Origin of the sequence: Vibrio sp. SCSIO 43009 (assembly GCF_023716525.1) — a bacterium.
GTDB lineage: Bacteria > Pseudomonadota > Gammaproteobacteria > Enterobacterales > Vibrionaceae > Vibrio > Vibrio alginolyticus.
Genome location: NZ_CP071842.1, coordinates 2,576,090 through 2,600,599 on the forward strand (window position 1 = coordinate 2,576,090; position 24,510 = coordinate 2,600,599).

The 24,510-nt window shown below is 45.6% G+C and carries 22 protein-coding genes and 20 tRNA genes; 35 read left to right on the forward strand and 7 right to left on the reverse strand.

Translation table 11 applies throughout. The annotated features are described in order from the left end of the window. Window positions 1-5: 5 nt before the first annotated feature. Genes J4N43_RS11920 through hemA form a run of 4 tightly spaced genes read right to left on the reverse strand, consistent with a single transcriptional unit; the run spans window position 6 to window position 3,662 of the window. Window positions 6-389: a SirB2 family protein gene (locus J4N43_RS11920; RefSeq protein WP_005382225.1), complete on the reverse strand. Its 384-nt coding sequence runs from the start codon at window positions 387-389 to the stop codon at window positions 6-8. 40 nt (window positions 390-429) lie between these two features. Further along, complete coding sequence (gene prmC, locus J4N43_RS11925; protein WP_017634841.1) at window positions 430-1,284, reverse strand: peptide chain release factor N(5)-glutamine methyltransferase; 855 nt, start codon at window positions 1,282-1,284, stop codon at window positions 430-432. 3 nt (window positions 1,285-1,287) lie between these two features. Beyond that, on the reverse strand, window positions 1,288-2,376 hold the full coding sequence (gene prfA, locus J4N43_RS11930; RefSeq protein WP_005382222.1) for a peptide chain release factor 1: 1,089 nt from the start codon (window positions 2,374-2,376) through the stop codon (window positions 1,288-1,290). Between the two features lie 29 nt (window positions 2,377-2,405). Beyond that, window positions 2,406-3,662, reverse strand: coding sequence for a glutamyl-tRNA reductase (gene hemA, locus J4N43_RS11935; protein ID WP_005384104.1), 1,257 nt, complete (start codon window positions 3,660-3,662; stop codon window positions 2,406-2,408). A gap of 134 nt (window positions 3,663-3,796) precedes the next feature. Here hemA and lolB point away from each other — a divergent pair, with 134 nt between their 5' ends. The 25 genes from lolB to J4N43_RS12060 all read left to right on the forward strand — a co-directional run bounded on the left by lolB (window position 3,797) and on the right by J4N43_RS12060 (window position 10,823). Then, entirely contained in the window at window positions 3,797-4,435 is a 639-nt protein-coding gene (lolB, locus tag J4N43_RS11940; RefSeq protein WP_017634843.1) for a lipoprotein insertase outer membrane protein LolB, read from the forward strand. Then, complete coding sequence (ispE, locus tag J4N43_RS11945; protein WP_005384108.1) at window positions 4,432-5,304, forward strand: 4-(cytidine 5'-diphospho)-2-C-methyl-D-erythritol kinase; 873 nt, start codon at window positions 4,432-4,434, stop codon at window positions 5,302-5,304. Before lolB ends, ispE begins: the two co-directional genes overlap by 4 nt. Window positions 5,305-5,331: 27 nt before the next feature. Continuing rightward, window positions 5,332-6,276, forward strand: coding sequence for a ribose-phosphate pyrophosphokinase (locus J4N43_RS11950; RefSeq protein ID WP_005393176.1), 945 nt, complete (start codon window positions 5,332-5,334; stop codon window positions 6,274-6,276). A 151-nt stretch (window positions 6,277-6,427) separates the two neighbouring features. After that, window positions 6,428-7,018, forward strand: coding sequence for an aminoacyl-tRNA hydrolase (gene pth, locus J4N43_RS11955; protein ID WP_005384112.1), 591 nt, complete (start codon window positions 6,428-6,430; stop codon window positions 7,016-7,018). Between the two features lie 10 nt (window positions 7,019-7,028). Then, window positions 7,029-8,120, forward strand: a complete 1,092-nt coding sequence (gene ychF / locus J4N43_RS11960; protein ID WP_005393178.1) for a redox-regulated ATPase YchF — start codon at window positions 7,029-7,031, stop codon at window positions 8,118-8,120. A 284-nt stretch (window positions 8,121-8,404) separates the two neighbouring features. Beyond that, window positions 8,405-8,481 (forward strand) — tRNA-Met (locus J4N43_RS11965). A 40-nt stretch (window positions 8,482-8,521) separates the two neighbouring features. Continuing rightward, a tRNA-Leu gene (locus J4N43_RS11970) sits at window positions 8,522-8,606 on the forward strand. A 32-nt stretch (window positions 8,607-8,638) separates the two neighbouring features. Then, window positions 8,639-8,713: transfer RNA gene (locus J4N43_RS11975), tRNA-Gln, on the forward strand. A 77-nt stretch (window positions 8,714-8,790) separates the two neighbouring features. After that, window positions 8,791-8,867, forward strand: a tRNA-Met gene (locus J4N43_RS11980). A gap of 54 nt (window positions 8,868-8,921) precedes the next feature. Then, window positions 8,922-9,006: transfer RNA gene (locus J4N43_RS11985), tRNA-Leu, on the forward strand. A gap of 30 nt (window positions 9,007-9,036) precedes the next feature. Beyond that, window positions 9,037-9,111, forward strand: a tRNA-Gln gene (locus tag J4N43_RS11990). Between the two features lie 53 nt (window positions 9,112-9,164). Continuing rightward, a tRNA-Leu gene (locus J4N43_RS11995) sits at window positions 9,165-9,249 on the forward strand. 30 nt (window positions 9,250-9,279) lie between these two features. Continuing rightward, window positions 9,280-9,354: transfer RNA gene (locus J4N43_RS12000), tRNA-Gln, on the forward strand. Between the two features lie 53 nt (window positions 9,355-9,407). Beyond that, window positions 9,408-9,492, forward strand: a tRNA-Leu gene (locus J4N43_RS12005). Window positions 9,493-9,522: 30 nt separating this feature from the next. Beyond that, a tRNA-Gln gene (locus J4N43_RS12010) sits at window positions 9,523-9,597 on the forward strand. Between the two features lie 53 nt (window positions 9,598-9,650). Continuing rightward, window positions 9,651-9,735 (forward strand) — tRNA-Leu (locus J4N43_RS12015). Window positions 9,736-9,757: 22 nt separating this feature from the next. After that, window positions 9,758-9,834 (forward strand) — tRNA-Met (locus J4N43_RS12020). 54 nt (window positions 9,835-9,888) lie between these two features. Further along, window positions 9,889-9,973, forward strand: a tRNA-Leu gene (locus tag J4N43_RS12025). 30 nt (window positions 9,974-10,003) lie between these two features. Further along, window positions 10,004-10,078: transfer RNA gene (locus J4N43_RS12030), tRNA-Gln, on the forward strand. Between the two features lie 53 nt (window positions 10,079-10,131). Next, window positions 10,132-10,216, forward strand: a tRNA-Leu gene (locus tag J4N43_RS12035). 22 nt (window positions 10,217-10,238) lie between these two features. Next, a tRNA-Met gene (locus J4N43_RS12040) sits at window positions 10,239-10,315 on the forward strand. Window positions 10,316-10,361: 46 nt separating this feature from the next. Continuing rightward, window positions 10,362-10,446: transfer RNA gene (locus J4N43_RS12045), tRNA-Leu, on the forward strand. A gap of 29 nt (window positions 10,447-10,475) precedes the next feature. Continuing rightward, window positions 10,476-10,560, forward strand: a tRNA-Leu gene (locus J4N43_RS12050). Window positions 10,561-10,610: 50 nt separating this feature from the next. Beyond that, window positions 10,611-10,685 (forward strand) — tRNA-Gln (locus J4N43_RS12055). A gap of 53 nt (window positions 10,686-10,738) precedes the next feature. Next, window positions 10,739-10,823 (forward strand) — tRNA-Leu (locus J4N43_RS12060). 135 nt (window positions 10,824-10,958) lie between these two features. Here the strand turns inward: J4N43_RS12060 and J4N43_RS12065 are convergent. Beyond that, on the reverse strand, window positions 10,959-12,137 hold the full coding sequence (locus J4N43_RS12065; protein WP_053350768.1) for a 2-octaprenyl-3-methyl-6-methoxy-1,4-benzoquinol hydroxylase: 1,179 nt from the start codon (window positions 12,135-12,137) through the stop codon (window positions 10,959-10,961). 257 nt (window positions 12,138-12,394) lie between these two features. Here J4N43_RS12065 and miaB point away from each other — a divergent pair, with 257 nt between their 5' ends. From miaB to lnt, 5 genes are all read left to right on the forward strand, one after another. Then, entirely contained in the window at window positions 12,395-13,819 is a 1,425-nt protein-coding gene (miaB, locus tag J4N43_RS12070) for a tRNA (N6-isopentenyl adenosine(37)-C2)-methylthiotransferase MiaB (RefSeq protein WP_005373038.1), read from the forward strand. 73 nt (window positions 13,820-13,892) lie between these two features. Beyond that, complete coding sequence (locus tag J4N43_RS12075) at window positions 13,893-14,990, forward strand: PhoH family protein (protein ID WP_005373033.1); 1,098 nt, start codon at window positions 13,893-13,895, stop codon at window positions 14,988-14,990. A 2-nt stretch (window positions 14,991-14,992) separates the two neighbouring features. Further along, on the forward strand, window positions 14,993-15,457 hold the full coding sequence (gene ybeY / locus J4N43_RS12080; RefSeq protein WP_005373030.1) for an rRNA maturation RNase YbeY: 465 nt from the start codon (window positions 14,993-14,995) through the stop codon (window positions 15,455-15,457). A gap of 105 nt (window positions 15,458-15,562) precedes the next feature. Beyond that, a complete protein-coding gene (gene corC, locus J4N43_RS12085; protein WP_005384118.1) occupies window positions 15,563-16,462 on the forward strand; it encodes a CNNM family magnesium/cobalt transport protein CorC in 900 nt (299 codons plus the stop codon). Window positions 16,463-16,495: 33 nt separating this feature from the next. Beyond that, the gene (gene lnt / locus J4N43_RS12090; protein ID WP_053350767.1) at window positions 16,496-18,013 is read left to right on the forward strand and encodes an apolipoprotein N-acyltransferase; all 1,518 of its coding nucleotides are present in this window, start codon (window positions 16,496-16,498) and stop codon (window positions 18,011-18,013) included. 83 nt (window positions 18,014-18,096) lie between these two features. Here the strand turns inward: lnt and tnpA are convergent, their stop codons facing one another. Then, window positions 18,097-18,531 carry an IS200/IS605 family transposase gene (gene tnpA / locus J4N43_RS12095; RefSeq protein WP_017633711.1) on the reverse strand — a complete coding sequence of 145 codons (435 nt, stop codon included), beginning with the start codon at window positions 18,529-18,531 and terminating at the stop codon, window positions 18,097-18,099. Between the two features lie 180 nt (window positions 18,532-18,711). Then, a complete protein-coding gene (locus J4N43_RS12100) occupies window positions 18,712-19,182 on the reverse strand; it encodes a zinc ribbon-containing protein (RefSeq protein WP_005373024.1) in 471 nt (156 codons plus the stop codon). Between the two features lie 153 nt (window positions 19,183-19,335). On the opposite strand from J4N43_RS12100, the gene leuS reads away from it, so the two are divergent. The 5 genes from leuS to rlmH all read left to right on the forward strand — a co-directional run bounded on the left by leuS (window position 19,336) and on the right by rlmH (window position 24,507). Beyond that, window positions 19,336-21,909, forward strand: a complete 2,574-nt coding sequence (gene leuS / locus J4N43_RS12105; RefSeq protein ID WP_053350279.1) for a leucine--tRNA ligase — start codon at window positions 19,336-19,338, stop codon at window positions 21,907-21,909. Window positions 21,910-22,061: 152 nt separating this feature from the next. After that, on the forward strand, window positions 22,062-22,601 hold the full coding sequence (locus J4N43_RS12110; RefSeq protein WP_158159579.1) for an LPS-assembly lipoprotein LptE: 540 nt from the start codon (window positions 22,062-22,064) through the stop codon (window positions 22,599-22,601). 5 nt (window positions 22,602-22,606) lie between these two features. Continuing rightward, complete coding sequence (gene holA / locus J4N43_RS12115; protein ID WP_053350278.1) at window positions 22,607-23,626, forward strand: DNA polymerase III subunit delta; 1,020 nt, start codon at window positions 22,607-22,609, stop codon at window positions 23,624-23,626. An 88-nt stretch (window positions 23,627-23,714) separates the two neighbouring features. After that, window positions 23,715-24,032: a ribosome silencing factor gene (gene rsfS, locus J4N43_RS12120; protein ID WP_005373015.1), complete on the forward strand. Its 318-nt coding sequence runs from the start codon at window positions 23,715-23,717 to the stop codon at window positions 24,030-24,032. 4 nt (window positions 24,033-24,036) lie between these two features. Then, on the forward strand, window positions 24,037-24,507 hold the full coding sequence (gene rlmH, locus J4N43_RS12125; protein WP_017821762.1) for a 23S rRNA (pseudouridine(1915)-N(3))-methyltransferase RlmH: 471 nt from the start codon (window positions 24,037-24,039) through the stop codon (window positions 24,505-24,507). Window positions 24,508-24,510: the final 3 nt, after the last annotated feature.

Below are 24,510 nucleotides of genomic sequence, written 5' to 3' on the forward strand. Positions count from 1 at the left end.
GACGTCTATCCAAATAACGTAGGGCTCTTAGACACAGCAATGTTTGCAGCCATGACCAACCAACCTAATGCGCCGAAAAAGCCAAATATCTTCAGTAGGTTGTTTTTCGCAAGTTTCAATGAGAAGAATCCAAGCGCAATGTACGCCAGTACGCAGGTGATTTTGTTTGTTAACCACGGTGCGGCATCGGTAAACGGGATGAAACCCGTAATGAAAATAAGCGCGATACCTGACACTAGCAATGCAGTATCAACGATGTGGGGAAACACTTTCAAAAAGCGATTATTTCGCTTCGGTGAGTTCATCATCATTAACACGAATCGGATCGATAGTAGCGTCGCGCTGAGAGCGATCGTCACTAAGTGTATGTGTTTTAGAGCTACGTACATTTTTCTTCTCTTTTTAGTTAGTGTTTGCTGACTTCCATGATTAACTGGCCAGACAACCAAGTGTTACTCGATCGTTACCGCCATAATCTTTTTCCGTAGCGACCTGTTGGTAACCAAAGCCACGCATTATCTCACGCACCGCCTCACCTTGATCATAACCATGTTCAAATGCCAGCCAACCGCCCACTTCAAGATACTGACGAGCAAGATCCGAGATATGACGAATATCAGCTAAGCCATTCTCTTTAGCAACTAATGCAGATTTTGGCTCAAAGCGCACATCACCTTGGGATAAATGTGGATCTTTTTCATCAATATATGGCGGGTTGGAGACAATTAAAGCAAACTTCGTACCTTCTGTAATAGGCTCAAACCAACTGCCTTGAGCAAAGGTCACATTTTTGATGTTTAGCTGCTCAGCATTGTACTCTGCAAGTGCTTTCGCTTCTTGCTTAAGGTCTACGCCCATCACTTGACGCTTTGGCATTTCAGATGCAAGCGCGATGGCGATAGCTCCCGTCCCCGTTCCAAGATCTAAAATAGGCCCAGTTTGCTCGTAGGTCTTATCGAGTGCAACTTCGACCAAACGTTCTGTATCCGGTCTAGGTATCAGGGTAGAAGGAGAAACTTTAAACGGTAAAGACCAAAACTCTCGCTCACCAATAATATAAGCGACGGGTTCACCAGTTAAACGTCGTTCAAGTAGAGCATCAAACTGAGATTTTTGCTCTGCTTCTAACGCTTTTTCTGGCCAGGTCAGCAGGTAAGTTCGTGGTTTGCCAAGGACATGGCAAAGGAGTACAGCTGCATCGAGAGAAGGCGACTCTTTGCCGCCTTCTGCCAGTTTCGCCGTCGCACTTTTCAGTGCTTGCTCAATCGATTGAACTTGGCTCATCGATTAGCCGTTCTCTGCGAGCGCCGCAAGTTGGTCTGCTTGGTGCTCTTGAATCACAGGATCAATCAAGCTCTGCAGGTCACCTTCCATCACTTCGTTCAAACGATAGATGGTCAGGTTGATACGGTGATCAGACACACGACCTTGTGGGTAGTTGTATGTACGAATACGGTCACTACGGTCACCAGAACCTAGAAGGTTACGACGTGTATCAGACACTTCTGCGGCACGACGCTCTTCTTCCGCTTGAACGATACGAGCAGCAAGAACCGCCATTGCTTTCGCTTTGTTCTTGTGCTGTGAACGCTCATCCTGACACTCTACTACCGTACCCGTTGGTAAGTGGGTAATACGGATTGCAGAATCCGTGGTGTTAACGTGCTGACCACCCGCGCCAGATGCACGGAACGTATCGATTTTCAGGTCTGCTGCTTTGATTTCTGGCAGATCCGCTTCAGGGATTTCCGCCATTACTGCTACTGTACAAGCAGAAGTATGCACACGACCTTGAGACTCTGTTGCTGGAACACGCTGTACACGGTGACCGCCTGACTCAAATTTCAACACGCCGTACGCACCGTCGCCGCTTACTTTCGCGATCATCTCTTTGTAACCACCGTGCTCTGCCTCGTTTGAAGACATGACTTCGATGCGCCAGCCACGCTTTTCTGCGTACTTGCTGTACATACGGAATAGATCACCCGCGAAGATACCCGCTTCGTCGCCACCCGCACCTGCACGAATTTCTAGGAAACAGTTACGATCATCGTTCGGATCTTTTGGCAGAAGAAGAATCTGTAACTCATCAGTAAGACGCTCAATCGTCGCTTTCGCTTCTTTGATTTCTTCTTGCGCCATTTCACGCATTTCTTCGTCGTCTTCGTTTGCCATCTCTTCAGCGGCGACAAGATCTTCTTGTGCTTGTTGATAAGCTTGGAAGCACTTGGTTACTTCTTCTAGCTGAGAGTACTCTCTTGATAGAGCACGGAATTTGTCCTGATTTCCAATTACATCAGGATCACCAAGAAGATGTTGAACTTCTTCGTAACGTTCTACTAGCGTTTCTAGCTTAGTCAGAATAGAGGCTTTCATAGTGTCGTTTTCTTAATAAAAAGCGTGAGTTATAGATCATCCAAGCCAAGTGTTTGGCGGATAATCGTTAATTTTGCTGGTTCGCCTTGCTCTGCTGCACTTTGCAATGCGCGAGTTGGAGCGTGAATCAGTTTGTTGGTGAGTTTATTACTCAGCTCGCGCAGCACTTTCTCCGGATCTGCGCCTGCCGCTAAAGATTGCAAACTTTTGCTCAGTAACTCTTCACGAATTTCGTTGGCTGATTTGCGATAGTCGCGAATACTATCGACGGCTTGCAGTGAACGCAACCATGTCATAAACGCAGCGCTTTCTTCACTAACAATCGCTTCAGCTTGAATCGCTTCGACTTTACGCTGCTCAATGTTGCTGTCGATGATAGATTGCAAGTCATCAACAGAATACAGATATGCGTCGTTCAGTTCACCGACTTCCGACTCTACATCTCGCGGCACCGCAATATCGACTAACAAGATAGGTTGATGTCGGCGCTGCTTTAGAGCCGTTTCGACCATACCTTTGCCAATAATAGGCAATGGGCTCGCCGTTGAGCTAATCACAATATCCGCTTTCGCCAAATGTTCAGGAATTTCGTTCAAACTGATCACTTCTGCGCCAAATTGGTCCGCTAAGCCTTGCGCGCGCTCTTTAGTGCGGTTCGCGACAATCATTTTTGTGCAACCGTTGGACGCTAAATGCTTCGCGACCAATTCAATCGTCTCACCCGCACCAACTAAAAGCACGGTTGAATCTGATAACGACTCAAAAATATGTTTTGCCAGTGTACATGCCGCATAAGCCACGGACACGGCATTACCACCAATATCTGTCTCTGTTCTCACCCGTTTGGCGACTGAGAACGTCTTTTGAAACAGTTTATCAATCGAGGCATCGACGGCTTGATGATCTCGCGAGTCAGAAAATGCTTGCTTTACCTGCCCTAAAATTTGAGGCTCACCCAACACCAGAGAGTCAAGACCGCACGATACGCGCATCAAATGCTTTATTGCAGCTTGTTCTTCATGAACATACAAACTCGGCATTAAATCTTCGCGGCTCACTTGATGAAATTGAGCAAGCCAATCGATCAACTTGTTTCGCGCTCCTTGCTTAACATCGCAGTACAACTCAGTTCGGTTACAGGTTGAAACAATCACACTGCCGTTAACCGCTTCGTGCTCTCTAAGTTGCTCGAGTGCAGGGCCGAGTTTATCCGGACCAAACGCCACCTTCTCTCGCAAGTCGACAGACGCTGTATTGTGATTAATTCCAATAGCAAGCAAGGACATCTAACGTGGTATCTCTGGGATAGGTTATAAAATAGGTCCAGAATTTTACTGTAAGCACGCATTTATTGAAAGGGTAAGCCGGATTTGTTTTCCTAAGTGCGACTTTTCAATGCTATAGTTGTGAGCGATTCCCGATGAAACTGATTAATAAGCCATCAAACATGACGTTACGCTCCTTTATTCTTTTTTTCTTGTCGAGCTTACTGCTCGCTGGTTGTTCGTCCGTTCCTGAAAGTGTTACCAGCGTTGAATGGCAAGCTCATGAGCAGCGACTCGAAACCATCCAAGATTTTCAAGCAACGGGGAAACTTGGTTATATTGGCCCAGACCAAAGACAAAATTTAAACTTCTACTGGAAACATTCTTCAGCACTAAGCCAGTTGCGTTTAACAACGATTCTCGGACAAACGGCATTAAAGCTCACCATCACCCCACAAGGCGCCACAGTAGAAACTTACGATGATCAGGTCCTTTCTTCTCGCAGTGCTAACCAGCTGATTTACCGTCTTACAGGGTTGATGATGCCCGTCGATCACATGCCTGACTGGCTATTAGGTCTACCGACCGATGCCGACAAATTCCAACTGTCTCCAACCAATACACTGCAAGCGTTAAACAAACAAATTGGTTTAAATGATTGGAGTATCGCTTATCAACGATATGGCGACGTTCAATGGCATGAACAGTCTCTCCCTCTGCCAAATAAGCTGAAACTCACCACAGCTGATGTCAAAATAAATCTAGTGATCACAAAATGGAACATCACCCAATGATTGAACTTTCAACACGCTGGCCATCACCAGCGAAATTGAATCTCTTTCTATATATCAACGGCCGTACAGAGAATGGCTACCACGAGTTACAAACCTTATTCCAATTCGTCGATCACGGCGATGAGCTCACCATTCAAGCGAACCATTCTGGTGATATTACGATTTCTCCAGAGATAGAAGGTGTGCCTCTTCAAGACAATTTAATTTGGAAAGCAGCAACCGCGCTTCAAGCTTACTCAAACTGCCCTTTTGGCGCGCATATTGAGCTACAGAAAGTGCTGCCTATGGGTGGAGGCATTGGTGGGGGCTCATCGAATGCAGCTACAGCATTAGTGGCACTGAATTACTTATGGCAACTGAATCTAACTGACGACGAACTGGCTGAAATAGGTTTAAAACTAGGCGCAGACGTGCCCGTATTTGTGCGCGGATTTGCAGCTTTTGCTGAAGGCGTTGGTGAAAAACTCTCTCCTGCTTATCCCGAAGAAAAGTGGTATTTAGTCGTCAGACCGAATGTATCTATCGCAACCGTCGACGTTTTTTGTCATCCAGATCTAACGCGAAACACCCCAAAACGAGATCTAGAAACACTTTTAAATACGCCAAGCGTAAACGATTGCGAAAAAATTGTACGAATGCTCTACCCAGAGGTTGATAAGCAACTTTCTTGGCTGCTACAATACGCGCCGTCAAGATTGACGGGGACAGGATCTTGCGTTTTTGCTGAATTTTCGAGCAAATCTGAAGCAGAAACTATCCTTGCACAACTCTCTGATAAAGTCTCGGCATTTGTCGCTCAAGGGCGCAATATTTCGCCATTAAAAGAGACTTTGGCTGAATACCAATCAGCCTCACACCGACCTATTTAAACTGGACGCAAACCCGAGGTTTCCACCGTGCCTGATATGAAGCTATTTGCTGGTAACGCAACACCTGAACTAGCCCAACGTATTGCTGATCGTCTTTACATCTCTCTTGGTGATGCATCTGTTTCTCGCTTTTCTGATGGCGAAGTTGCAGTTCAAATCAATGAGAATGTTCGTGGTAGCGATGTTTTCATCATTCAATCCACTTGTGCACCGACTAACGACAACCTAATGGAATTGGTTGTTATGATTGATGCAATGCGCCGTGCTTCAGCAGGCCGTATCACTGCAGTTATCCCTTACTTCGGCTACGCTCGCCAAGACCGTCGTGTACGTTCTGCGCGTGTGCCAATTACTGCAAAAGTTGTTGCTGATTTCCTATCTAACGTTGGTGTTGACCGCGTTCTAACTATCGACCTACACGCAGAGCAAATTCAAGGCTTCTTCGATGTACCTGTAGACAACATCTTCGGCACGCCAGTGCTACTTGAAGATATGCAGGCTCGCGGTCTAGATAACCCTGTAGTGGTATCTCCTGACCTAGGTGGCGTTGTTCGTGCTCGTGCAACAGCAAAAGCACTAGGCGACATCGACATCGCAATCGTAGATAAGCGTCGTCCACGTGCAAACGTTTCTGAAGTAATGAACCTAATCGGTGATGTTGAAGGTCGTGACTGTGTGATCGTTGATGACATGATCGACACAGGTGGCACACTATGTAAAGCAGCTGAAGCACTAAAAGAGCGCGGTGCTAAGCGTGTATTCGCTTACGCTACTCACGCAGTATTCTCAGGCAACGCTGCGGATAACATCAAGAACTCAGTTCTTGACCAAGTTATCGTAACTGACTCTATCTCTCTGTCTAAAGAGATGGCTGCAACAGGTAAAGTGACAACACTAAGCCTATCTCGCATGCTGGCTGAAGCGATTCGTCGTATCAGCAACGAAGAGTCAATCTCTGCAATGTTCAACTAATACGAACATTTCAGTTACACTGATTTCAAAAGCACCCCTCTTTGGGGTGTTTTTTTATTTGTACTGATAACTAGAAAATCCCTTGGTCGCCCACCGCGAGTTTTCTGTGCTATTATACTGCGCTTTTTGAGATTCCAGAGAGATCCTAACCTTGAGTCAACAAATCAAACTTCTTGTTGGTCTTGCTAATCCAGGACCAGAATACGCCAGAACTCGTCACAATGCGGGCGCTTGGGTTGTAGAAGAATTAGCACGCGTTCACAACGTTACACTGAAGAACGAACCAAAGTTTTTTGGTCTAACAGGACGCATTATGGTCAATGGCCAGGATCTCCGTTTGCTTATCCCAACCACCTTCATGAATCTATCAGGTAAATCGATCGCAGCGCTTGCGAAATTTTATCAAATTAAACCTGAAGAGATCATGGTTGCTCATGACGAGCTAGACTTACCGCCAGGTGTCGCTAAGTTTAAAAAAGGTGGGGGTCACGGTGGACACAACGGTCTGCGTGACACCATTAGCAAACTGGGCAATAACAAAGATTTTTATCGTCTTCGTATTGGCATTGGTCATCCGGGACACAAAGATAAAGTGGCGGGTTTTGTATTAGGTAAAGCGCCAGCTAAAGAGCAAGAGCTTTTAGATGCAGCAGCTGATGAGGCTGTTCGTTGTCTAGATATCCTGATTAAGGATGGCCTATCTAAAGCACAAAATCGCCTCCACACGTTCAAAGCTGAATAAGGTTACTATCATGGGTTTTAAATGTGGCATCGTTGGTCTACCTAACGTAGGTAAATCAACTCTGTTCAACGCACTAACTAAAGCGGGTATCGAAGCAGCAAACTTCCCGTTCTGTACCATTGAACCAAACACTGGTGTGGTTCCTGTGCCAGATCTACGTCTAGACGCACTAGCTAAGATCGTTAACCCACAGAGAGTTCTTCCAACGACGATGGAGTTCGTGGACATCGCTGGTCTTGTTGCTGGTGCATCACGTGGTGAAGGTTTAGGTAACAAATTCCTAGCTAACATCCGTGAAACAGACGCGATTGGCCACGTTGTACGCTGTTTTGAAAACGAAAACATTGTTCACGTTTCAGGTAAAGTTTCACCTATCGAAGATATCGAAGTGATCAACCTTGAACTTGCAATGGCTGACCTTGATTCTTGTGAGCGAGCGATTCAACGTAACGCGAAGAAGGCAAAAGGCGGCGATAAAGACGCAAAATTTGAACTAACCGTACTAGAAAAACTGTTACCAGTACTAACTGAAGGCGGCATGGCACGCACAGTTGAGCTATCTAAAGAAGAGTTAGCAGCAATCGGCTACCTAAACTTCCTAACACTGAAGCCAACTATGTACATTGCAAACGTAAACGAAGATGGCTTCGAAAATAACCCATATCTAGATGCGGTTCGTGAGTTCGCAGAAAAAGAAAACAATGTCGTTGTACCTGTATGTGCAGCTATCGAATCTGAACTATCTGAACTAGAAGATGAAGATCGCGAAGAATTCCTAGCAGATATGGGGATCGAAGAGCCGGGCCTGAACCGTGTAATTCGCTCTGGTTACGAACTACTGACTCTACACACCTACTTCACAGCAGGTGTTAAAGAAGTACGTGCTTGGACAATCCCTGTTGGTGCAACTGCGCCTCAGGCGGCAGGTAAGATCCACACTGACTTCGAGAAAGGCTTTATTCGTGCAGAAGTAGTTGGTTACGACGATTTCATCCAATTCAATGGTGAAAATGGCGCAAAAGACGCAGGTAAATGGCGTCTAGAAGGTAAAGACTACATCGTAAAAGATGGCGATGTTGTACACTTCCGCTTCAATGTTTAATTAAATGAATGAATTCTAAACACTTCATTTACACTAAAAGCCAGCTGTTAAGCTGGCTTTTTTAATACCTTAAGTAAATGAACAAAAATAAATTACGCAACTGCAAGCTAATTTATTTCCAGTTTTAGATCATAAACACGCCTCTTTGTTTAAAAAGGAAGCGAACGAGGTTTTTTCCGAAATTTATTAAAAAAAACTGTTGACGGATCTCACTCAACTTCGCATAATGCGCGCCGTTCCCAACGACAAGGCAACAAAGCGTTGAGAACAAAAAATATGGTTTTGGCTACGTAGCTCAGCTGGTTAGAGCACATCACTCATAATGATGGGGTCACAGGTTCGAATCCCGTCGTAGCCACCATTCCTAAATGTTCTTTTTATCAGAGCAGTTAGGAATAGATGCGGAAGTGGCGGAATTGGTAGACGCACCAGATTTAGGTTCTGGCGCCGCAAGGTGTGAGAGTTCAAGTCTCTCCTTCCGCACCATATTTTAAATAGTCATTGTGACTATTGCCTGCAGGTCTATCGCCAAGCGGTAAGGCAGCGGCTTTTGATGCCGCCATTCCCTGGTTCGAATCCAGGTAGACCTGCCATTATTCAAGTGAGATTCCTTTATAAAAGGGGTTGTCACTGAGAGCGTGAAGGTTTATATTGTCTCGCTCCAAAAGATGGCTACGTAGCTCAGCTGGTTAGAGCACATCACTCATAATGATGGGGTCACAGGTTCGAATCCCGTCGTAGCCACCATGAACAACGTTATTTAGGTTTTTACCAATTACCTTGATAACTACAGAATAAGTTGCGGAAGTGGCGGAATTGGTAGACGCACCAGATTTAGGTTCTGGCGCCGCAAGGTGTGAGAGTTCAAGTCTCTCCTTCCGCACCATTATTAAAGTCTCTTTTATTAGAGCAATGTAGGGCTATCGCCAAGCGGTAAGGCAGCGGCTTTTGATGCCGCCATTCCCTGGTTCGAATCCAGGTAGCCCTGCCACATACAATGATATTGAGATTTTACCAATTATCTTGATATCTACAGATCAAGTTGCGGAAGTGGCGGAATTGGTAGACGCACCAGATTTAGGTTCTGGCGCCGCAAGGTGTGAGAGTTCAAGTCTCTCCTTCCGCACCATTATTAAAGTCTCTTTTATTAGAGCAATGTAGGGCTATCGCCAAGCGGTAAGGCAGCGGCTTTTGATGCCGCCATTCCCTGGTTCGAATCCAGGTAGCCCTGCCATATACAATGATATTGAGATTTTACCAGTTATCTTGATATCTACAGAATAAGTTGCGGAAGTGGCGGAATTGGTAGACGCACCAGATTTAGGTTCTGGCGCCGCAAGGTGTGAGAGTTCAAGTCTCTCCTTCCGCACCATTATTAAAGTCTCTTTTATTAGAGCAATGTAGGGCTATCGCCAAGCGGTAAGGCAGCGGCTTTTGATGCCGCCATTCCCTGGTTCGAATCCAGGTAGCCCTGCCACATACAATGATATTGAGATTTTACCAATTATCTTGATATCTACAGATCAAGTTGCGGAAGTGGCGGAATTGGTAGACGCACCAGATTTAGGTTCTGGCGCCGCAAGGTGTGAGAGTTCAAGTCTCTCCTTCCGCACCATTCTTGATCAAAGTTTTAAAATGGCTACGTAGCTCAGCTGGTTAGAGCACATCACTCATAATGATGGGGTCACAGGTTCGAATCCCGTCGTAGCCACCATAAACAACGTTATTTAGGTTTTTACCAATTACCTTGATAACTACAGAATAAGTTGCGGAAGTGGCGGAATTGGTAGACGCACCAGATTTAGGTTCTGGCGCCGCAAGGTGTGAGAGTTCAAGTCTCTCCTTCCGCACCATTATTAAAGTCTCTTTTATTAGAGCAATGTAGGGCTATCGCCAAGCGGTAAGGCAGCGGCTTTTGATGCCGCCATTCCCTGGTTCGAATCCAGGTAGCCCTGCCACATACAATGATATTAAGATTTTACCAATTATCTTGATATCTACAGTTCAAGTTGCGGAAGTGGCGGAATTGGTAGACGCACCAGATTTAGGTTCTGGCGCCGCAAGGTGTGAGAGTTCAAGTCTCTCCTTCCGCACCATTCTTGATCAAAAGTTTAAAATGGCTACGTAGCTCAGCTGGTTAGAGCACATCACTCATAATGATGGGGTCACAGGTTCGAATCCCGTCGTAGCCACCATTGATTGGATTGCTAGCATAAGCTATCAGTCACGTAGATTTAAGATGCGGAAGTGGCGGAATTGGTAGACGCACCAGATTTAGGTTCTGGCGCCGCAAGGTGTGAGAGTTCAAGTCTCTCCTTCCGCACCATCTTAAATTAATCTACACTATGAGAATACGCGGAAGTGGCGGAATTGGTAGACGCACCAGATTTAGGTTCTGGCGCCGTAAGGTGTGAGAGTTCAAGTCTCTCCTTCCGCACCATTCTTTCTCTCGATAAGAGAGGTTAAGTAGTCTTTGACTATTTACGCTGTAGGGCTATCGCCAAGCGGTAAGGCAGCGGCTTTTGATGCCGCCATTCCCTGGTTCGAATCCAGGTAGCCCTGCCATATACAACGATATTGAGATTTTACCAATTATCTTGATATCTATAGATTAAGTTGCGGAAGTGGCGGAATTGGTAGACGCACCAGATTTAGGTTCTGGCGCCGCAAGGTGTGAGAGTTCAAGTCTCTCCTTCCGCACCATTATCGGAAAACCCAGCATGACTTTGCTGGGTTTTTTCTTTTTTTGGTTCTGGACTCGGGAAATCATTAGATTTGCCGAATTAAAAAAGCGAGCTCATGGCTCGCTTTTTTTCTATCTGTGATTTGAGTAGCTTACTACATACCTAACGCGTATTTCAGTACTTGAGCCTTAATTGGCCCTGAGTTTTCAGCAAGCTTCAATGCAGCATTACGTACGAACTTCAATGGCCCAAGATCGTTGCTAAAACCTTTATAGAAAAAGTCCATGCCCGTCTGCATGAGTAAGTTGTCAGGTCGACGTGCGCGTTCGTATTTCGCGAGTAAGGTATCTTCCAGCTTTTCTTGGTGTTCTGTTACCGAAAGGAGAACGTCTACATCTTTGAAGCCTAAGTTTACCCCTTGCCCTGCAAGCGGGTTGATCGTATGAGCAGAGTCACCCACTAACACGCAATTTTTGCTTGAGTAGCTTTGCGCATGACGACGAGTGAGTGGGAATGAGCCAAACTGTAAAACTTCAATATCGCCTAATTCAGCAGGGAAATGACGTAAAATTTCTTCCCTTAGTTGAGGTTTACCCATCGCACACAGTTGTTTAATACGTTTAGGCGAGTCATACCAAACCAAAGAACCTTGGCCTACTACTTGACCATCGTCGTTACTCAAAGAGCACAGAGGTAAAAATGAACGTGGGCCTGAAGGTGTAAATTGTTGCCAAGTAATATCTTGCTGAGGCAATTCTGTTTTCACGTTAATCAACATGCAGTGTTGTCGGTAATCCCACGCAGTTACACCAATTCCAGCCAATTGACGAACTTTAGAGTTTGCACCATCAGCACCAATCACCCAGTTAGCTTCAAACTGCGCCCCACTTTCTAGTGTCACAAGATTTACATCTGCAAACTCAATGGATTTTAATCGCTCAGGACACATCACGGTTAGATTTTCATACTGAGAGAAGACTTGCCAAAGACCTAATTGGATTAGGCGGTTTTCAACGATGTAACCTAGCTGATCCAATGACAATTCATCAGAGTGAAAACGAGTACGGCACTCTGGGTGCTCCCAAGTTTCTAACCGCCGATAAGGACAAACTCGCATGCTCTTGATCTCTGACCATGCTCCGAGTGAATCAAGTAACTCCACCGACTGGTGCGAGATTGCAGATACACGAATATCCATCGCCTGAGCGGCATCAAAAACTTTAGGTTTTGTACCTTCAACCAAGACAACGCTTCTGCCCTGCTTGGCAAATCCAACAGCGACGGCTGCCCCGACCATACCGCCACCGATCACGGCGATGTCATACTTGTTCATTTTTCACTCTTCATCGTGCTGATTAATTGGCGTTTTTTATTGTACTTTCCATGGCTATTTTTACAAAATTGTTTAACAAAAAACCTTGTTCTGCATAGGGCGAAAAACTAGATTTCATCAGGCTTTGCAGAGAATTAGCTAGATCACTAGTCAGGTGCTTTTTAAAGCAGTACAATACGCCGCTTACCGCCGTGATGGCGGCTATAATTTGAGCAATAGCTCTCCGATTTAAGTACAACTGAACGAGCGAAAGTGAGATGAGTAAGAAACTGCTAATTAAAACCTGGGGCTGCCAGATGAACGAATACGATTCATCAAAAATGGCCGACCTGCTTAATGCTGCAAACGGCTACGAGCTGACGGAAGAGCCAGAGGAAGCAGACGTACTTCTACTTAACACCTGTTCGATCCGTGAAAAAGCGCAAGAGAAAGTTTTCCACCAGCTAGGCCGCTGGAAAACACTAAAAGATAAAAAACCTGGCGTAGTTATCGGTGTAGGTGGTTGTGTAGCAACGCAAGAAGGTGACCATATTCGTGAACGTGCACCATACGTTGACGTTATTTTTGGCCCACAAACTTTGCACCGCCTACCTGAGATGATCAAACAATCTCAGTCCGATGATGCACCAGTTATGGACATTTCGTTCCCAGAGATCGAAAAATTCGACCGCCTACCTGAACCTCGCGCAGAAGGTGCGACAGCATTCGTTTCTATTATGGAAGGCTGCTCTAAGTACTGTACTTACTGTGTCGTACCGTACACTCGTGGTGAAGAAGTAAGCCGTCCAATGGATGACGTACTGTTCGAAATCGCCCAACTTGCTGAACAAGGCGTACGTGAAGTAAACCTTCTGGGGCAAAACGTAAACGCGTACCGTGGTCCTATGCACGATGGTGAGATCTGTTCATTTGCAGAACTGCTTCGTTTGGTTGCGTCTATCGATGGTATCGACCGTATTCGTTTCACGACGAGCCACCCGTTAGAATTCACAGACGACATCATCGCAGTATACGAAGATACGCCAGAACTTGTGAGCTTCCTGCACTTACCTGTGCAAAGTGGTAGTGACCGTATCCTAACGATGATGAAACGCCCTCACACCGCTATCGAATACAAATCGATCATCCGTAAACTGCGTAAAGCTCGTCCTGATATTCAAATCAGTTCAGACTTTATTGTTGGTTTCCCTGGTGAGACAGACAAAGACTTCCAAGACACCATGAAGCTAATCAAAGATGTAGACTTTGACATGAGCTTCAGCTTTATTTTCTCTCCACGTCCAGGTACGCCAGCAGCGGATTACCCTTGTGATGTGTCAGAACAAGTGAAGAAAGAGCGCCTTTACGAACTACAGCAAACTATCAATGCTCAAGCGATGCGTTACTCTCGCTTAATGCTTGGCACAGAACAACGTGTTCTAGTTGAAGGTCCTTCGAAGAAAAACCTAATGGAACTACGCGCTCGTACAGAAAACAACCGTGTAGTAAACTTTGAAGGTAGTGCAGACCTAATTGGTCAGTTCGTTGATGTGAAGATCGTAGACGTATTTGCAAACTCACTGCGTGGTGAGCTAGTACGTACTGAAAAAGACATGGATCTTCGTAGTGTGATTTCCCCAACGCAGATGATGGCGAAAACACGTCGCGAAGATGAGCTGGGTGTAGCTACTTTTACGCCGTAAGCTCGTATAAATAGCCATGGAGAGCCTGGTCGTTATCAGGCTCTCACTAAGTGGCAAAAAATGAGAGGCAACATTGAGCAATAAAATCGTAACTCTAGAAATTAACCTAGAACCTTCAGACAACCGCCGACTAGCTAGCCTGTGCGGTCCATTCGATGACAACATCAAGCATTTAGAACGTCGTCTAGGCGTTGAAATTAACCACCGTAGTGACCACTTTACGATTGTCGGTAAACCTCATACCGCATCAGCCGCGCTGGATATCCTGAAAACTCTATATGTTGATACCGCACCTGTACGAGGTGAGATCCCAGATATTGAGCCTGAGCAAATCCACCTAGCGATCAAAGAGTCTGGTGTTCTTGAGCAGAATACTGAGTCTAATATCGAGCATGGTAAAGAAGTCTTCGTCAAAACCAAGAAAGGTGTGATCAAACCACGTACGCCAAACCAAGCGCAGTACTTGGTTAACATGGTCACGCATGATATTTCTTTTGGTATTGGCCCGGCTGGTACAGGTAAAACCTACCTTGCTGTAGCAGCAGCTGTTGACGCACTAGAGCGCCAAGAGATCCGTCGTATTCTTCTTACTCGTCCAGCGGTTGAAGCTGGTGAGAAATTGGGCTTCCTACCTGGTGATTTAAGCCAAAAAGTCGACCCATACCTACGTCCGCTATACGACGCCCTATTTGAAATGCTGGGCTTTGAGCGCGTAGAGAAGCTGATTGAACGTAACGTGATTGAGGTCGCCCCTCTTGCTTACATGCGTGGTCGTACTCTAAACGACGCCTTTATCATTCTTGATGAGAGTCAGAACACCACTGTTGAGCAGATGAAGATGTTCCTAACGCGTATTGGTTTTAACTCTCGCGCGGTTATCACTGGTGATGTCACGCAGATTGACTTACCTCGTGGTGCGAAATCGGGTCTTCGTCATGCTATTGAAGTACTAAGCGAAGTTGACGACATCAGCTTTAACTTCTTCTTGGCCGACGATGTTGTACGTCACCCTGTGGTTGCTCGTATCGTTAACGCGTACGAGAAGTGGGAAGCACAAGACCAGAAAGAGCGTAAAGAGTTCGAGAAACGCCGTCGTGAAGAACGCGATGCGAAGTTACTAGAAGCAGCAAAAGCCGAACTGAATGCACAAGTTGCTTCAACTAAGGAATAATCATGGCGATTGAACTTGATCTGCAACTGGCAGTCGAAAATGAAGAAGGTCTGCCTTCGCAGCAAGATTTCCAATTGTGGCTAGATAAGACAATCCCTCTCTTCCAGCCACAAGCCGAAGTCACCATTCGTATTGTTGATGAACAAGAAAGTCATACGCTCAACCATGAGTATCGCGGCAAAGATAAACCAACTAATGTGTTGTCGTTTCCATTTGAAGCACCTCCTGGTATGGAAATAGATTTACTTGGTGATTTGATTATTTGCCGCCAAGTTGTTGAAAAAGAGGCGGTTGAACAGAGCAAGCCTCTGCTAGCACATTGGGCGCATATGGTTGTACATGGCAGCTTGCATCTGCTAGGTTATGATCATATAGAGGATGACGAAGCCGAAGAGATGGAGTCCCTCGAAACCGAAATCATGCAAGGTATGGGTTATGAAGATCCTTACATTGCTGAAAAAGAGTAGCTATTGGCCACTCGACAGGGAAAGGCGAACCACCTAAATGACTCTCGTGTTCGCCTCTCTATGTGTGCTATCACACTTCTGATAGCGTTACTTAATTGAGAAACAATGAACGAAGATAATTCTCCCTCTTCTAACGAAGATAAGAAAGAAAAGGCAGAAGGTCCGAGTAGAAAGTCCTTCTTTGAACGTCTAGGTCAACTATTTCAGGGCGAACCAAAAGATCGCCAAGAGCTTGTGGATGTTATCCGCGACTCTGAAGTTAACGACCTGATTGACCATGACACTCGCGATATGCTTGAAGGTGTTATGGAAATCTCCGAAATGCGTGTGCGTGACATTATGATCCCGCGTTCGCAAATGGTTACCGTTGAGCGTACTCACGACCTTGATACCTTGGTTGCTTTGATTACCGATGCTCAACACTCTCGCTACCCTGTGATCAGCGAAGATAAAGACCATGTGGAAGGCATACTTCTAGCGAAGGACTTACTTAAATACTTAGGCTCAGGCAGTAATCCATTTGATATCGAAGAAGTCATTCGACCAGCGGTTGTAGTACCGGAAAGTAAACGCGTTGATCGACTGCTGAAAGAATTCCGTGAAGAACGTTATCATATGGCCATTGTTGTCGATGAATTCGGTGGTGTTTCTGGTCTTGTGACCATTGAAGATATCCTTGAGGAAATCGTCGGGGATATTGAAGATGAATTCGATGAAAGTGAAGAGACGGACATTCGTAAACTAAGCAAGCATACGTTTGCTGTCAGAGCGCTGACAACCATCGAAGAGTTTAATGAGACATTCGGAACCAACTTCAGCGATGAGGAAGTTGATACCGTTGGTGGTATGGTCATGACTGCCTTTGGTCACTTACCTTCTCGTGGTGAACTGGTTGAAATTGAAGGCTACAACTTCAAAGTCACCGCTGCCGATAACCGTCGTGTCATTCAACTCCAAGTGACGATCCCAGACGAAGAAACCCTGGTTGAAGCCACTCAAGAGTAACGCGATACCCATTGGGAATCTCAGAAAATTACAATGATGAATGAACTCTTTCATCGCCTTAAGCGGCCCTCAGTGGCCGCTTTTGTTGGCGCCTCTACTACACTCGCTTTCGCTCCTTACCAGCTGTGGCCTATTGCCATTCTTAGCCCAGCAATTCTACTGATTCTTCTTGCTAACCAAACTCCGAAACGCGCACTATGGATTGGTTATGCTTGGGGGTTAGGTCAATTTGCAACTGGCGTTAGCTGGGTTTACGTCAGTATCTCCGGTTTTGGCGGTATGCCGCTCATTGCCAATTTATTTTTAATGGGCTTACTTGTTGCCTACTTGGCTGTTTATTCAGGCTTATTTGCTTGGCTCAACAACAAGCTGTTTCCTCAATTTACGCTCACAAAAGCACTTCTCGCTGCACCTGCTTTATGGCTGATCAGTGATTGGTTGCGTGGTTGGGTGATGACCGGCTTCCCTTGGTTATGGCTAGGCTATAGCCAGATAGATGCTCCACTCGCAAGCTTTGCACCAATTGGCGGCGTAGAACTGCTTACTCTATTTATCCTTATCAGCGCAGGGGCGTTAGCCTATGCATGGATTCATAAGCAGTGGCTGGTGGCGATTATCCCTGCGGTGCTACTCAGTACTGGCTTTGGGATTCGCAACTACGATTGGGTAACACCCCGACCAGAAGACACGACTAAGCTCGCGCTGATTCAAGGTAACGTAGACCAAAACCTAAAGTGGCTACCAAGTCAACGCTGGCCAACCATCATGAAGTACGCTGACTTAACTCGTGAAAACTGGGATGCTGACATTATCGTTTGGCCAGAAGCAGCAATTCCCGCTTTTGAAATTGAAGTGCCTTCATTTTTGAGCAATATCGACAGCGCTGCAAAAATGAATAACAGCGCAATCATCACCGGTGTCGTCAACCAAGCTGAAGATCGACAGTTCTACAACAGTATTCTGTCCCTCGGCATCACACCATACGGTGACTACAGCTTCGATTTAAGCGAACGTTACCATAAGCATCACCTACTACCGTTTGGTGAGTTTGTACCATTTGAAGATATTTTGCGCCCATTAGCGCCATTCTTTAACCTACCGATGTCGTCGTTTAGCCGTGGGGCTTTTGTGCAGCCAAACATCGTTGCGAATGGCATGCACATGGCACCAGCGCTTTGCTATGAGATCATCTTTAATGAGCAAGTGCGTCAAAATGTGACTGACGAAACAGACTTCATTCTAACGCTTTCAAACGATGCATGGTTTGGTCACTCTATCGGCCCTCTTCAGCATATGGAGATCGCCCGTATGCGTGCCTTAGAGTTAGGTAAACCGCTCATCCGCTCGACTAACAACGGATTAACAGCGGTAACCGATCACAAAGGTAAGATCGTTGAGCAAGTACCGCAGTTTGAAACTGCAGTACTGCGCGCAGAGCTCACCCCAACCAATGGACAAACGCCATATCGAGTCCTTGGTACTTGGCCATTGTATATTTGGGTTGGGTTAAGTTTAGCTCTGGCTTTCGGCTTAAGAAGAAAACAGAGCTGATAACAGCTTGAAAGTAGAAAAGGTAAATTACCACCTTCTAAAGAAGGTGGCTTTGTGTGAGCCCCCTAAAAGGGGGCCTTTGTTTAGTCCAGCGCCAATTGCTGCTGCTCTACTCGCTCTTGCTTCTCTTGATGTCTTACATATCGGCGTATTATTTCTTCATTGATTCCAACACTATCGACAAAATAGCCTCTTTGCCAAAAGTGATTACCCCAAAGCCTGTTCTTCCTAAGGTGAGGAAACTTGCTAAATAGCTTTAAGGCTATTTTGCCTTTCAATACCCCCATCAACTTGGATATCGAAAGCTTTGGTGGGACCTTTACAACTAAATGTACGTGGTCAACTTGTACGTTTAGCTCTACGACTTCACATCCAAGTTGATTACAGTAAACATAAATACATCGATAAACTTCTTTACCTATATTGTTCTTCAAGATCCTAAATCGATACTTTGGCGTCCACACTATATGGTATTGACAACGCCAAAATACGTGGGAAGCTTGATTGTATCTACTCATGTTATTTGTCCTCTTTGACTTCTGGAAAAATCAAAGACGCATTTAACATGAGTAGTTTTACAGGCAAAGCCGAAACGGATGATAACCACCTACTGAAGTAGGTGGTTTAGGGCTGAAAACAAAAAAGAGGCGACTAAGCCTCTTTTTTATTCATAGCATTATACTGTCGTTACGCGCCATTTATGGCTTTAATGACTGACGAGTAAAGCCTTTGTGACCACATTTAATACACGGAATGATTACAGTTGGGTGGTTATACGTTGTCTTGTGACCACACTCATCACAGACTAAAGTGCCTAAGCCTATCACCTCTCCTGCTTCATATAGCCCTTGATGCTCTAAGTCATCGAACAACTCAACCCACTCAACTTTAGTTCGGTCAGTAATCTCTAACAGCCCTTGCCATATCGAGTCCGCAATCGTTAAGTAAAACGGGCCGCTTTTGCTATCCTCGTAACTCTCTGAAAACTCTTTTAAGTCTGCTTTAAGGTACGCTTTGATTAAAGCCAATTCATCTTTGGTCAAGTCATTAGCAGCATCCACCACTTTGCCCGACGTCTCAATCGCTTTGTTAACTTCTTCCGGACTGTGCTTCAAGGTTTCAATCACATCCTCGAGCATTTCCTCATAACCTGTTTTACGTTTAGGCATAACTGACCTCCATCTTTCTCCTACCTGCGTCACTTAAGGGCGCATGGGTACAGATTGGCTATTGTTGTGATCCCTAGCTTTAGGTATTCTATGACGATCTATTTAAGTCTGTTCTAACCGAACTCACAAATTCCAAGATAACGGATACCATCGATGCAAGAACAATACAACCCACAAGATATTGAACAAAAAGTTCAAAAGCACTGGGATGACAACAAAACCTTTGTTGTAAGTGAAGACCCAAATAAAGAAAAATTCTACTGTCTGTCCATGTTCCCATACCCAAGTGGTCGACTGCACATGGGTCACGTGCGCAACTACACTATCGGTGATGTAGTATCTCGTTTCCAACGCCTACAAGGCAAAAACGTGATGCAACCAATCGGTTGGGACGCATTCGGTCTACCTGCAGAAAACGCAGCAGTAAAAAACAAAACTGCGCCAGCACCTTGGACTTACGAAAACATCGAATACATGAAGAACCAACTTAAGCTTCTAGGCTTTGGTTACGATTGGAACCGTGAATTCGCAACATGTACACCGGAGTACTACCGCTGGGAACAAGAGTTCTTCACTAAACTTTACGAGAAAGGTTTAGTTTACAAAAAGACTTCTTCTGTTAACTGGTGTCCTAACGACCAAACTGTTCTTGCAAACGAGCAGGTTGAAGACGGTTGTTGCTGGCGTTGTGATACGCCTGTAGAGCAGAAAGAAATCCCTCAATGGTTCATCAAAATCACTGAGTACGCTCAAGAGCTACTAGACGACCTAGATAAGCTTGAAGGTTGGCCTGAAATGGTAAAAACCATGCAGCGCAACTGGATTGGTCGTTCTGAAGGTGTTGAACTGAAGTTTGAAGTTAAGGGTCAACAAGACCTAGAAGTTTACACAACACGTCCAGATACGCTAATGGGTGTGACTTACGTGGGTATCGCAGCCGGCCACCCTCTTGCAGCTCTTGCAGCAGAGAACAATCCAGAGCTTGCAGCGTTTATCGACGAATGTAAGAACAACAAGGTTGCAGAAGCTGAGCTAGCGACAATGGAGAAGAAAGGTATGGCAACTGGCCTTACTGCTATTCATCCATTGAACGGCCGCGAAGTACCAGTATACGTAGCAAACTTCGTACTGATGGACTACGGTACAGGCGCGGTAATGGCTGTACCTGCACACGACCAACGTGACTACGAGTTCGCAACGAAGTACGGTCTAGACATCGTGCCAGTTATCAAGCCTGCTGATGGCAGCGAGCTAGACATCTCTGAAGCGGCATATACAGAGAAAGGTGTACTGTTCGATTCAGGTGAATTCGATGGCCTAGAATTCCAAGCGGCGTTCGATGCAATTGCAGCGAAGCTAGAAGCAGAGGGCAAAGGCACTAAGACTGTAAACTTCCGTCTACGCGACTGGGGTGTATCTCGTCAACGTTACTGGGGCGCACCAATCCCAATGGTAACGACTGAAGACGGTGAAGTTCACCCAGTACCTGCTGACCAACTACCAGTGATTCTTCCAGAAGACGTGGTAATGGACGGCGTAACGAGCCCAATCAAAGCAGACAAAGAGTGGGCGAAGACAACCTTTAACGGCGAACCTGCTCTACGTGAGACAGATACGTTCGATACGTTCATGGAATCTTCTTGGTACTACGCGCGTTACTGTTCACCACAAGCGGACGACATCCTAGACCCAGAAAAAGCAAACTACTGGCTACCAGTAGATCAGTACATCGGTGGTATCGAGCACGCTTGTATGCACCTACTGTACTCACGCTTCTTCCACAAACTACTGCGCGATGCGGGTTACGTAACGTCTGACGAACCGTTCAAGCAACTACTGTGTCAAGGCATGGTACTGGCTGATGCGTTCTACTTCGAGAACGAGAAAGGCGGCAAAGAGTGGGTAGCTCCAACAGACGTAGCCGTTGAACGTGATGGTAAAGGCCGCATTACTTCTGCTAAAGACACTGAAGGTCGTGATGTAACGCACTCAGGCATGATCAAGATGTCTAAGTCTAAGAACAACGGTATCGACCCTCAAGAAATGGTAGACAAGTACGGCGCTGACACAGTACGTCTATTCATGATGTTCGCGTCTCCAGCGGACATGACACTTGAATGGCAAGAGTCTGGCGTAGAAGGTGCGAACCGCTTCCTAAAACGTGTTTGGAAACTAGTGAAAGAGCACACAGCGAAAGGCGCAGCAGAAGCAGTAGATACCTCAGCGCTTTCTGGTGTTCAAAAAGCACTTCGCCGTGACGTTCACAAGACTATCGCGAAAGTGACGGACGATATCGCTCGTCGTCAAACATTCAACACCGCGATCGCAGCGATCATGGAGCTGATGAACAAACTAGCGAAAGCGCCTCAAGAATCTGCGCAAGATCGTGCAATCCTTGACGAGGCACTGAAAGCTATTGTTGTCATGCTTTACCCTATCACTCCGCATATCTCATACGAGCTATGGGCAGCACTAGGTGAAACAGACATTGATAACGCGGCATGGCCGACGTTTGACGAAAAAGCGCTAGTTGAAGACGAAAAAACTATCGTTGTTCAAGTTAACGGTAAGCTACGTGCGAAGCTAACAGTCCCAGCTGATATCTCTAAAGACGATATCGAACAGCTTGGTCTAAACGACGAAAACGTGGTTAAGTTCACTGATGGCCTGACTATTCGTAAAGTTATTTACGTTCCAGGTAAACTGCTGAACATCGTTGCAAACTAATCGCAGCTGTCAATTTGTCTCTGTTTAGCGAACTTATTTGTTAACCAAGAGTCATTAAACAGGGTAGTTTTCTACCCTGTTTATTTACCTCAAACCATTCACATGAGTGGTTTAAGGTAAATAACCCCTTCAATTTAGGATGAATACAATCAATGCGCTTTTTCTCTTTGATTAAACTACCAGTGGTATTGGTATTAGCGGGGCTTCTTTCTGCCTGTGGTTTTCACCTTCGCGGCGAGTATTCCGTACCGGAAGAGCTGCACACTATGTCTTTCTCCAGCTACGATGAATACAGTGAATTAACTCGCTATGTTCGCTCTCAACTCGAACTGAACAAAGTTGAACTTGTTCAACCATCATCGACGGCACCCAACCTTCATTTGACGGAAGCGACAATCGATGAGCGTACACTATCGCTTTATCAAAATAGCCGTGCAGCAGAAAAAGAGCTGACATACGTAGTAAAATACCGTGTGACAATTCCTGGCTATGGTTCTAAAAACTTTACGACAACAGTAAACCGCAACTACCTAGACAACCCGTTGACCGCACTTGCAAAATCTGTTGAGCGTGACGTAATTGAAGACGAGATGCGCTTGCAAGCTGCAAAACAGATGATGCGCCAGTTGGGCCGTATTCGTGCCGAATATGAAGCAGGACAAATCTCTGAGCCAGCGAACAAAAACTCTTAGTCACTATGCGAATTTATACCGATAAGCTAACGGATCATTTAACTAAACAAGTTAAACAGGTTTACTTAATCTTTGGTAATGAGCCGTTACTGATTCAAGAAAGCCGCCAAGCAATCCAAAAGGCAGCGTTTCAGCAAGGTTTTGAGGAAAAACACCGTTTTGCGGTGGATGCTAGCATCGACTGGAACCAAGTTTACGACTGTTTCCAAGCGATGAGCCTGTTTTCAAACCGTCAATTGATTGAGCTTGAAATTCCTGAAAGTGGCGTAACAACCGCCGTCAGCAAAGAGCTGCAAACACTGTGTGATATGCTTCATGATGACATCATGCTCGTCATTGTTGGTAGCAAACTGACCAAAGCCCAAGAAAATGCGAAATGGTTCAAAGCATTAAGCTCAAAAGGCGATTGGGTAAGCTGCTTTTCGCCAGACCTTCAACGCCTACCTATGTTCATTCAGACACGTTGCCGCACGTTGGGACTAAAACCCGATCAGCAATCACTGCAAATGTTGGCTCAATGGCATGAAGGTAACCTATTTGCATTGACACAAAGCTTAGAGAAATTGGCCCTACTCTATCCGGATGGTGAGCTGACCATCATACGTTTAGAGGAAGCCCTAAGTCGCCATAATCACTTCACTACCTTTAACTGGATCGACGCCTTACTGGCAGGTAAAGCAAACCGTGCACAACGTATTCTTCGCCAACTTGAGGCGGAAGGGGTTGAGACCGTGATCTTGATTCGAAGTGTACAAAAAGAGTTGAGCCAACTTTTAAATATGCATCAAGACTTAACTCAAATGGGAATGAACCAGGTATTTGAGAAATATCGAGTTTGGCAAAACAAGCGTCCACTCTATAACGCAGCACTGACCCGCTTATCAGCGAGTCGTATTTGTGCATTGCTCTCCTTGTTGGCTCAAGCCGAGATAAAAGCCAAAACTCAGTATGACGAGTCTGTATGGCCAACTATTCATCAGTTGAGCTTAGAAACCTGCTCTCCTGATATTAAGCTGGCAATTTAAAAATCAAAGCGTGATATAGTGCGCGACCTGTTTTGCAAGCAAGAATGTAAAACATTGTAGAGATAAGAGACAAACCGAGGAAAACCGAGTGCTTCGCGAAGAACTGAAAGACTTTTTAGCTGATAAAGCCGACGACATGAAAGCGGAAGACATTATCGTCCTAAATGTGGAAGATAAATCAAGCGTGACAGATTACATGATCATCTGTACTGGTACATCCAAACGCCACGTTTCATCCATCGCTGACCATGTTGCAACAGAAGTGAAAAAAGCCGGTCTTGAGCCACTAGGAATGGAAGGTGAAAACGAAGGTGAATGGGTAGTCCTAGATATGGGCGACGCCATGCTTCACGTGATGCAAGAAGAGCACCGCGAACTCTACCAGCTAGAAAAACTCTGGGGTTAATCTTTTGAAAATTCAACTAATTGCTGTTGGCACAAAAATGCCAAAATGGGTTGAGGAAGGCTTTCAAGAATATCGTCGCCGTTTCCCGCATGATATGCCGTTGGAGTTGATTGAAATCTCTGCTGGTAAGCGTGGTAAGAATGCCGATATCGCTCGCATCCTGCAAAAAGAAGGAGAAGCGATGCTCGCGGCGGTACCAAAAGGCAACCGTATCGTCACGTTAGATATCCCAGGTAAAAAATGGGACACTCCTCAACTCGCTGAGCAGTTAGAAGCTTGGAAATTAGATGGCCGTGATGTATCAATATTAATCGGCGGTCCCGAAGGACTCGCTCCTGCATGCAAAGCTGCAGCAGACCAAAGCTGGTCATTGTCTGCCTTAACGCTACCCCACCCTCTAGTGCGTATCGTAATGGCAGAAAGCTTGTACCGAGCGTGGAGCATCACCGCTAACCACCCTTATCATCGCGAATAATCG

What these genes read in the sequence shown, in the direction of transcription:
- holA (WP_053350278.1), top strand. Translation starts at nt 22,607, where the DNA reads ATGCGAATTTATACCGATAAGCTAACGGATCATTTAACTAAACAAGTT.
- prfA (WP_005382222.1), bottom strand. Translation starts at nt 2,376, where the DNA reads ATGAAAGCCTCTATTCTGACTAAGCTAGAAACGCTAGTAGAACGTTAC.
- lnt (WP_053350767.1), top strand. Translation starts at nt 16,496, where the DNA reads ATGATGAATGAACTCTTTCATCGCCTTAAGCGGCCCTCAGTGGCCGCT.
- corC (WP_005384118.1), top strand. Translation starts at nt 15,563, where the DNA reads ATGAACGAAGATAATTCTCCCTCTTCTAACGAAGATAAGAAAGAAAAG.
- lolB (WP_017634843.1), top strand. Translation starts at nt 3,797, where the DNA reads ATGAAACTGATTAATAAGCCATCAAACATGACGTTACGCTCCTTTATT.
- ybeY (WP_005373030.1), top strand. Translation starts at nt 14,993, where the DNA reads ATGGCGATTGAACTTGATCTGCAACTGGCAGTCGAAAATGAAGAAGGT.
- ispE (WP_005384108.1), top strand. Translation starts at nt 4,432, where the DNA reads ATGATTGAACTTTCAACACGCTGGCCATCACCAGCGAAATTGAATCTC.
- hemA (WP_005384104.1), bottom strand. Translation starts at nt 3,662, where the DNA reads ATGTCCTTGCTTGCTATTGGAATTAATCACAATACAGCGTCTGTCGAC.
- tnpA (WP_017633711.1), bottom strand. Translation starts at nt 18,531, where the DNA reads ATGAGTAGATACAATCAAGCTTCCCACGTATTTTGGCGTTGTCAATAC.
- J4N43_RS12110 (WP_158159579.1), top strand. Translation starts at nt 22,062, where the DNA reads ATGCGCTTTTTCTCTTTGATTAAACTACCAGTGGTATTGGTATTAGCG.
- J4N43_RS11920 (WP_005382225.1), bottom strand. Translation starts at nt 389, where the DNA reads ATGTACGTAGCTCTAAAACACATACACTTAGTGACGATCGCTCTCAGC.
- miaB (WP_005373038.1), top strand. Translation starts at nt 12,395, where the DNA reads ATGAGTAAGAAACTGCTAATTAAAACCTGGGGCTGCCAGATGAACGAA.
- J4N43_RS12100 (WP_005373024.1), bottom strand. Translation starts at nt 19,182, where the DNA reads ATGCCTAAACGTAAAACAGGTTATGAGGAAATGCTCGAGGATGTGATT.
- leuS (WP_053350279.1), top strand. Translation starts at nt 19,336, where the DNA reads ATGCAAGAACAATACAACCCACAAGATATTGAACAAAAAGTTCAAAAG.
- J4N43_RS12065 (WP_053350768.1), bottom strand. Translation starts at nt 12,137, where the DNA reads ATGAACAAGTATGACATCGCCGTGATCGGTGGCGGTATGGTCGGGGCA.
- ychF (WP_005393178.1), top strand. Translation starts at nt 7,029, where the DNA reads ATGGGTTTTAAATGTGGCATCGTTGGTCTACCTAACGTAGGTAAATCA.
- prmC (WP_017634841.1), bottom strand. Translation starts at nt 1,284, where the DNA reads ATGAGCCAAGTTCAATCGATTGAGCAAGCACTGAAAAGTGCGACGGCG.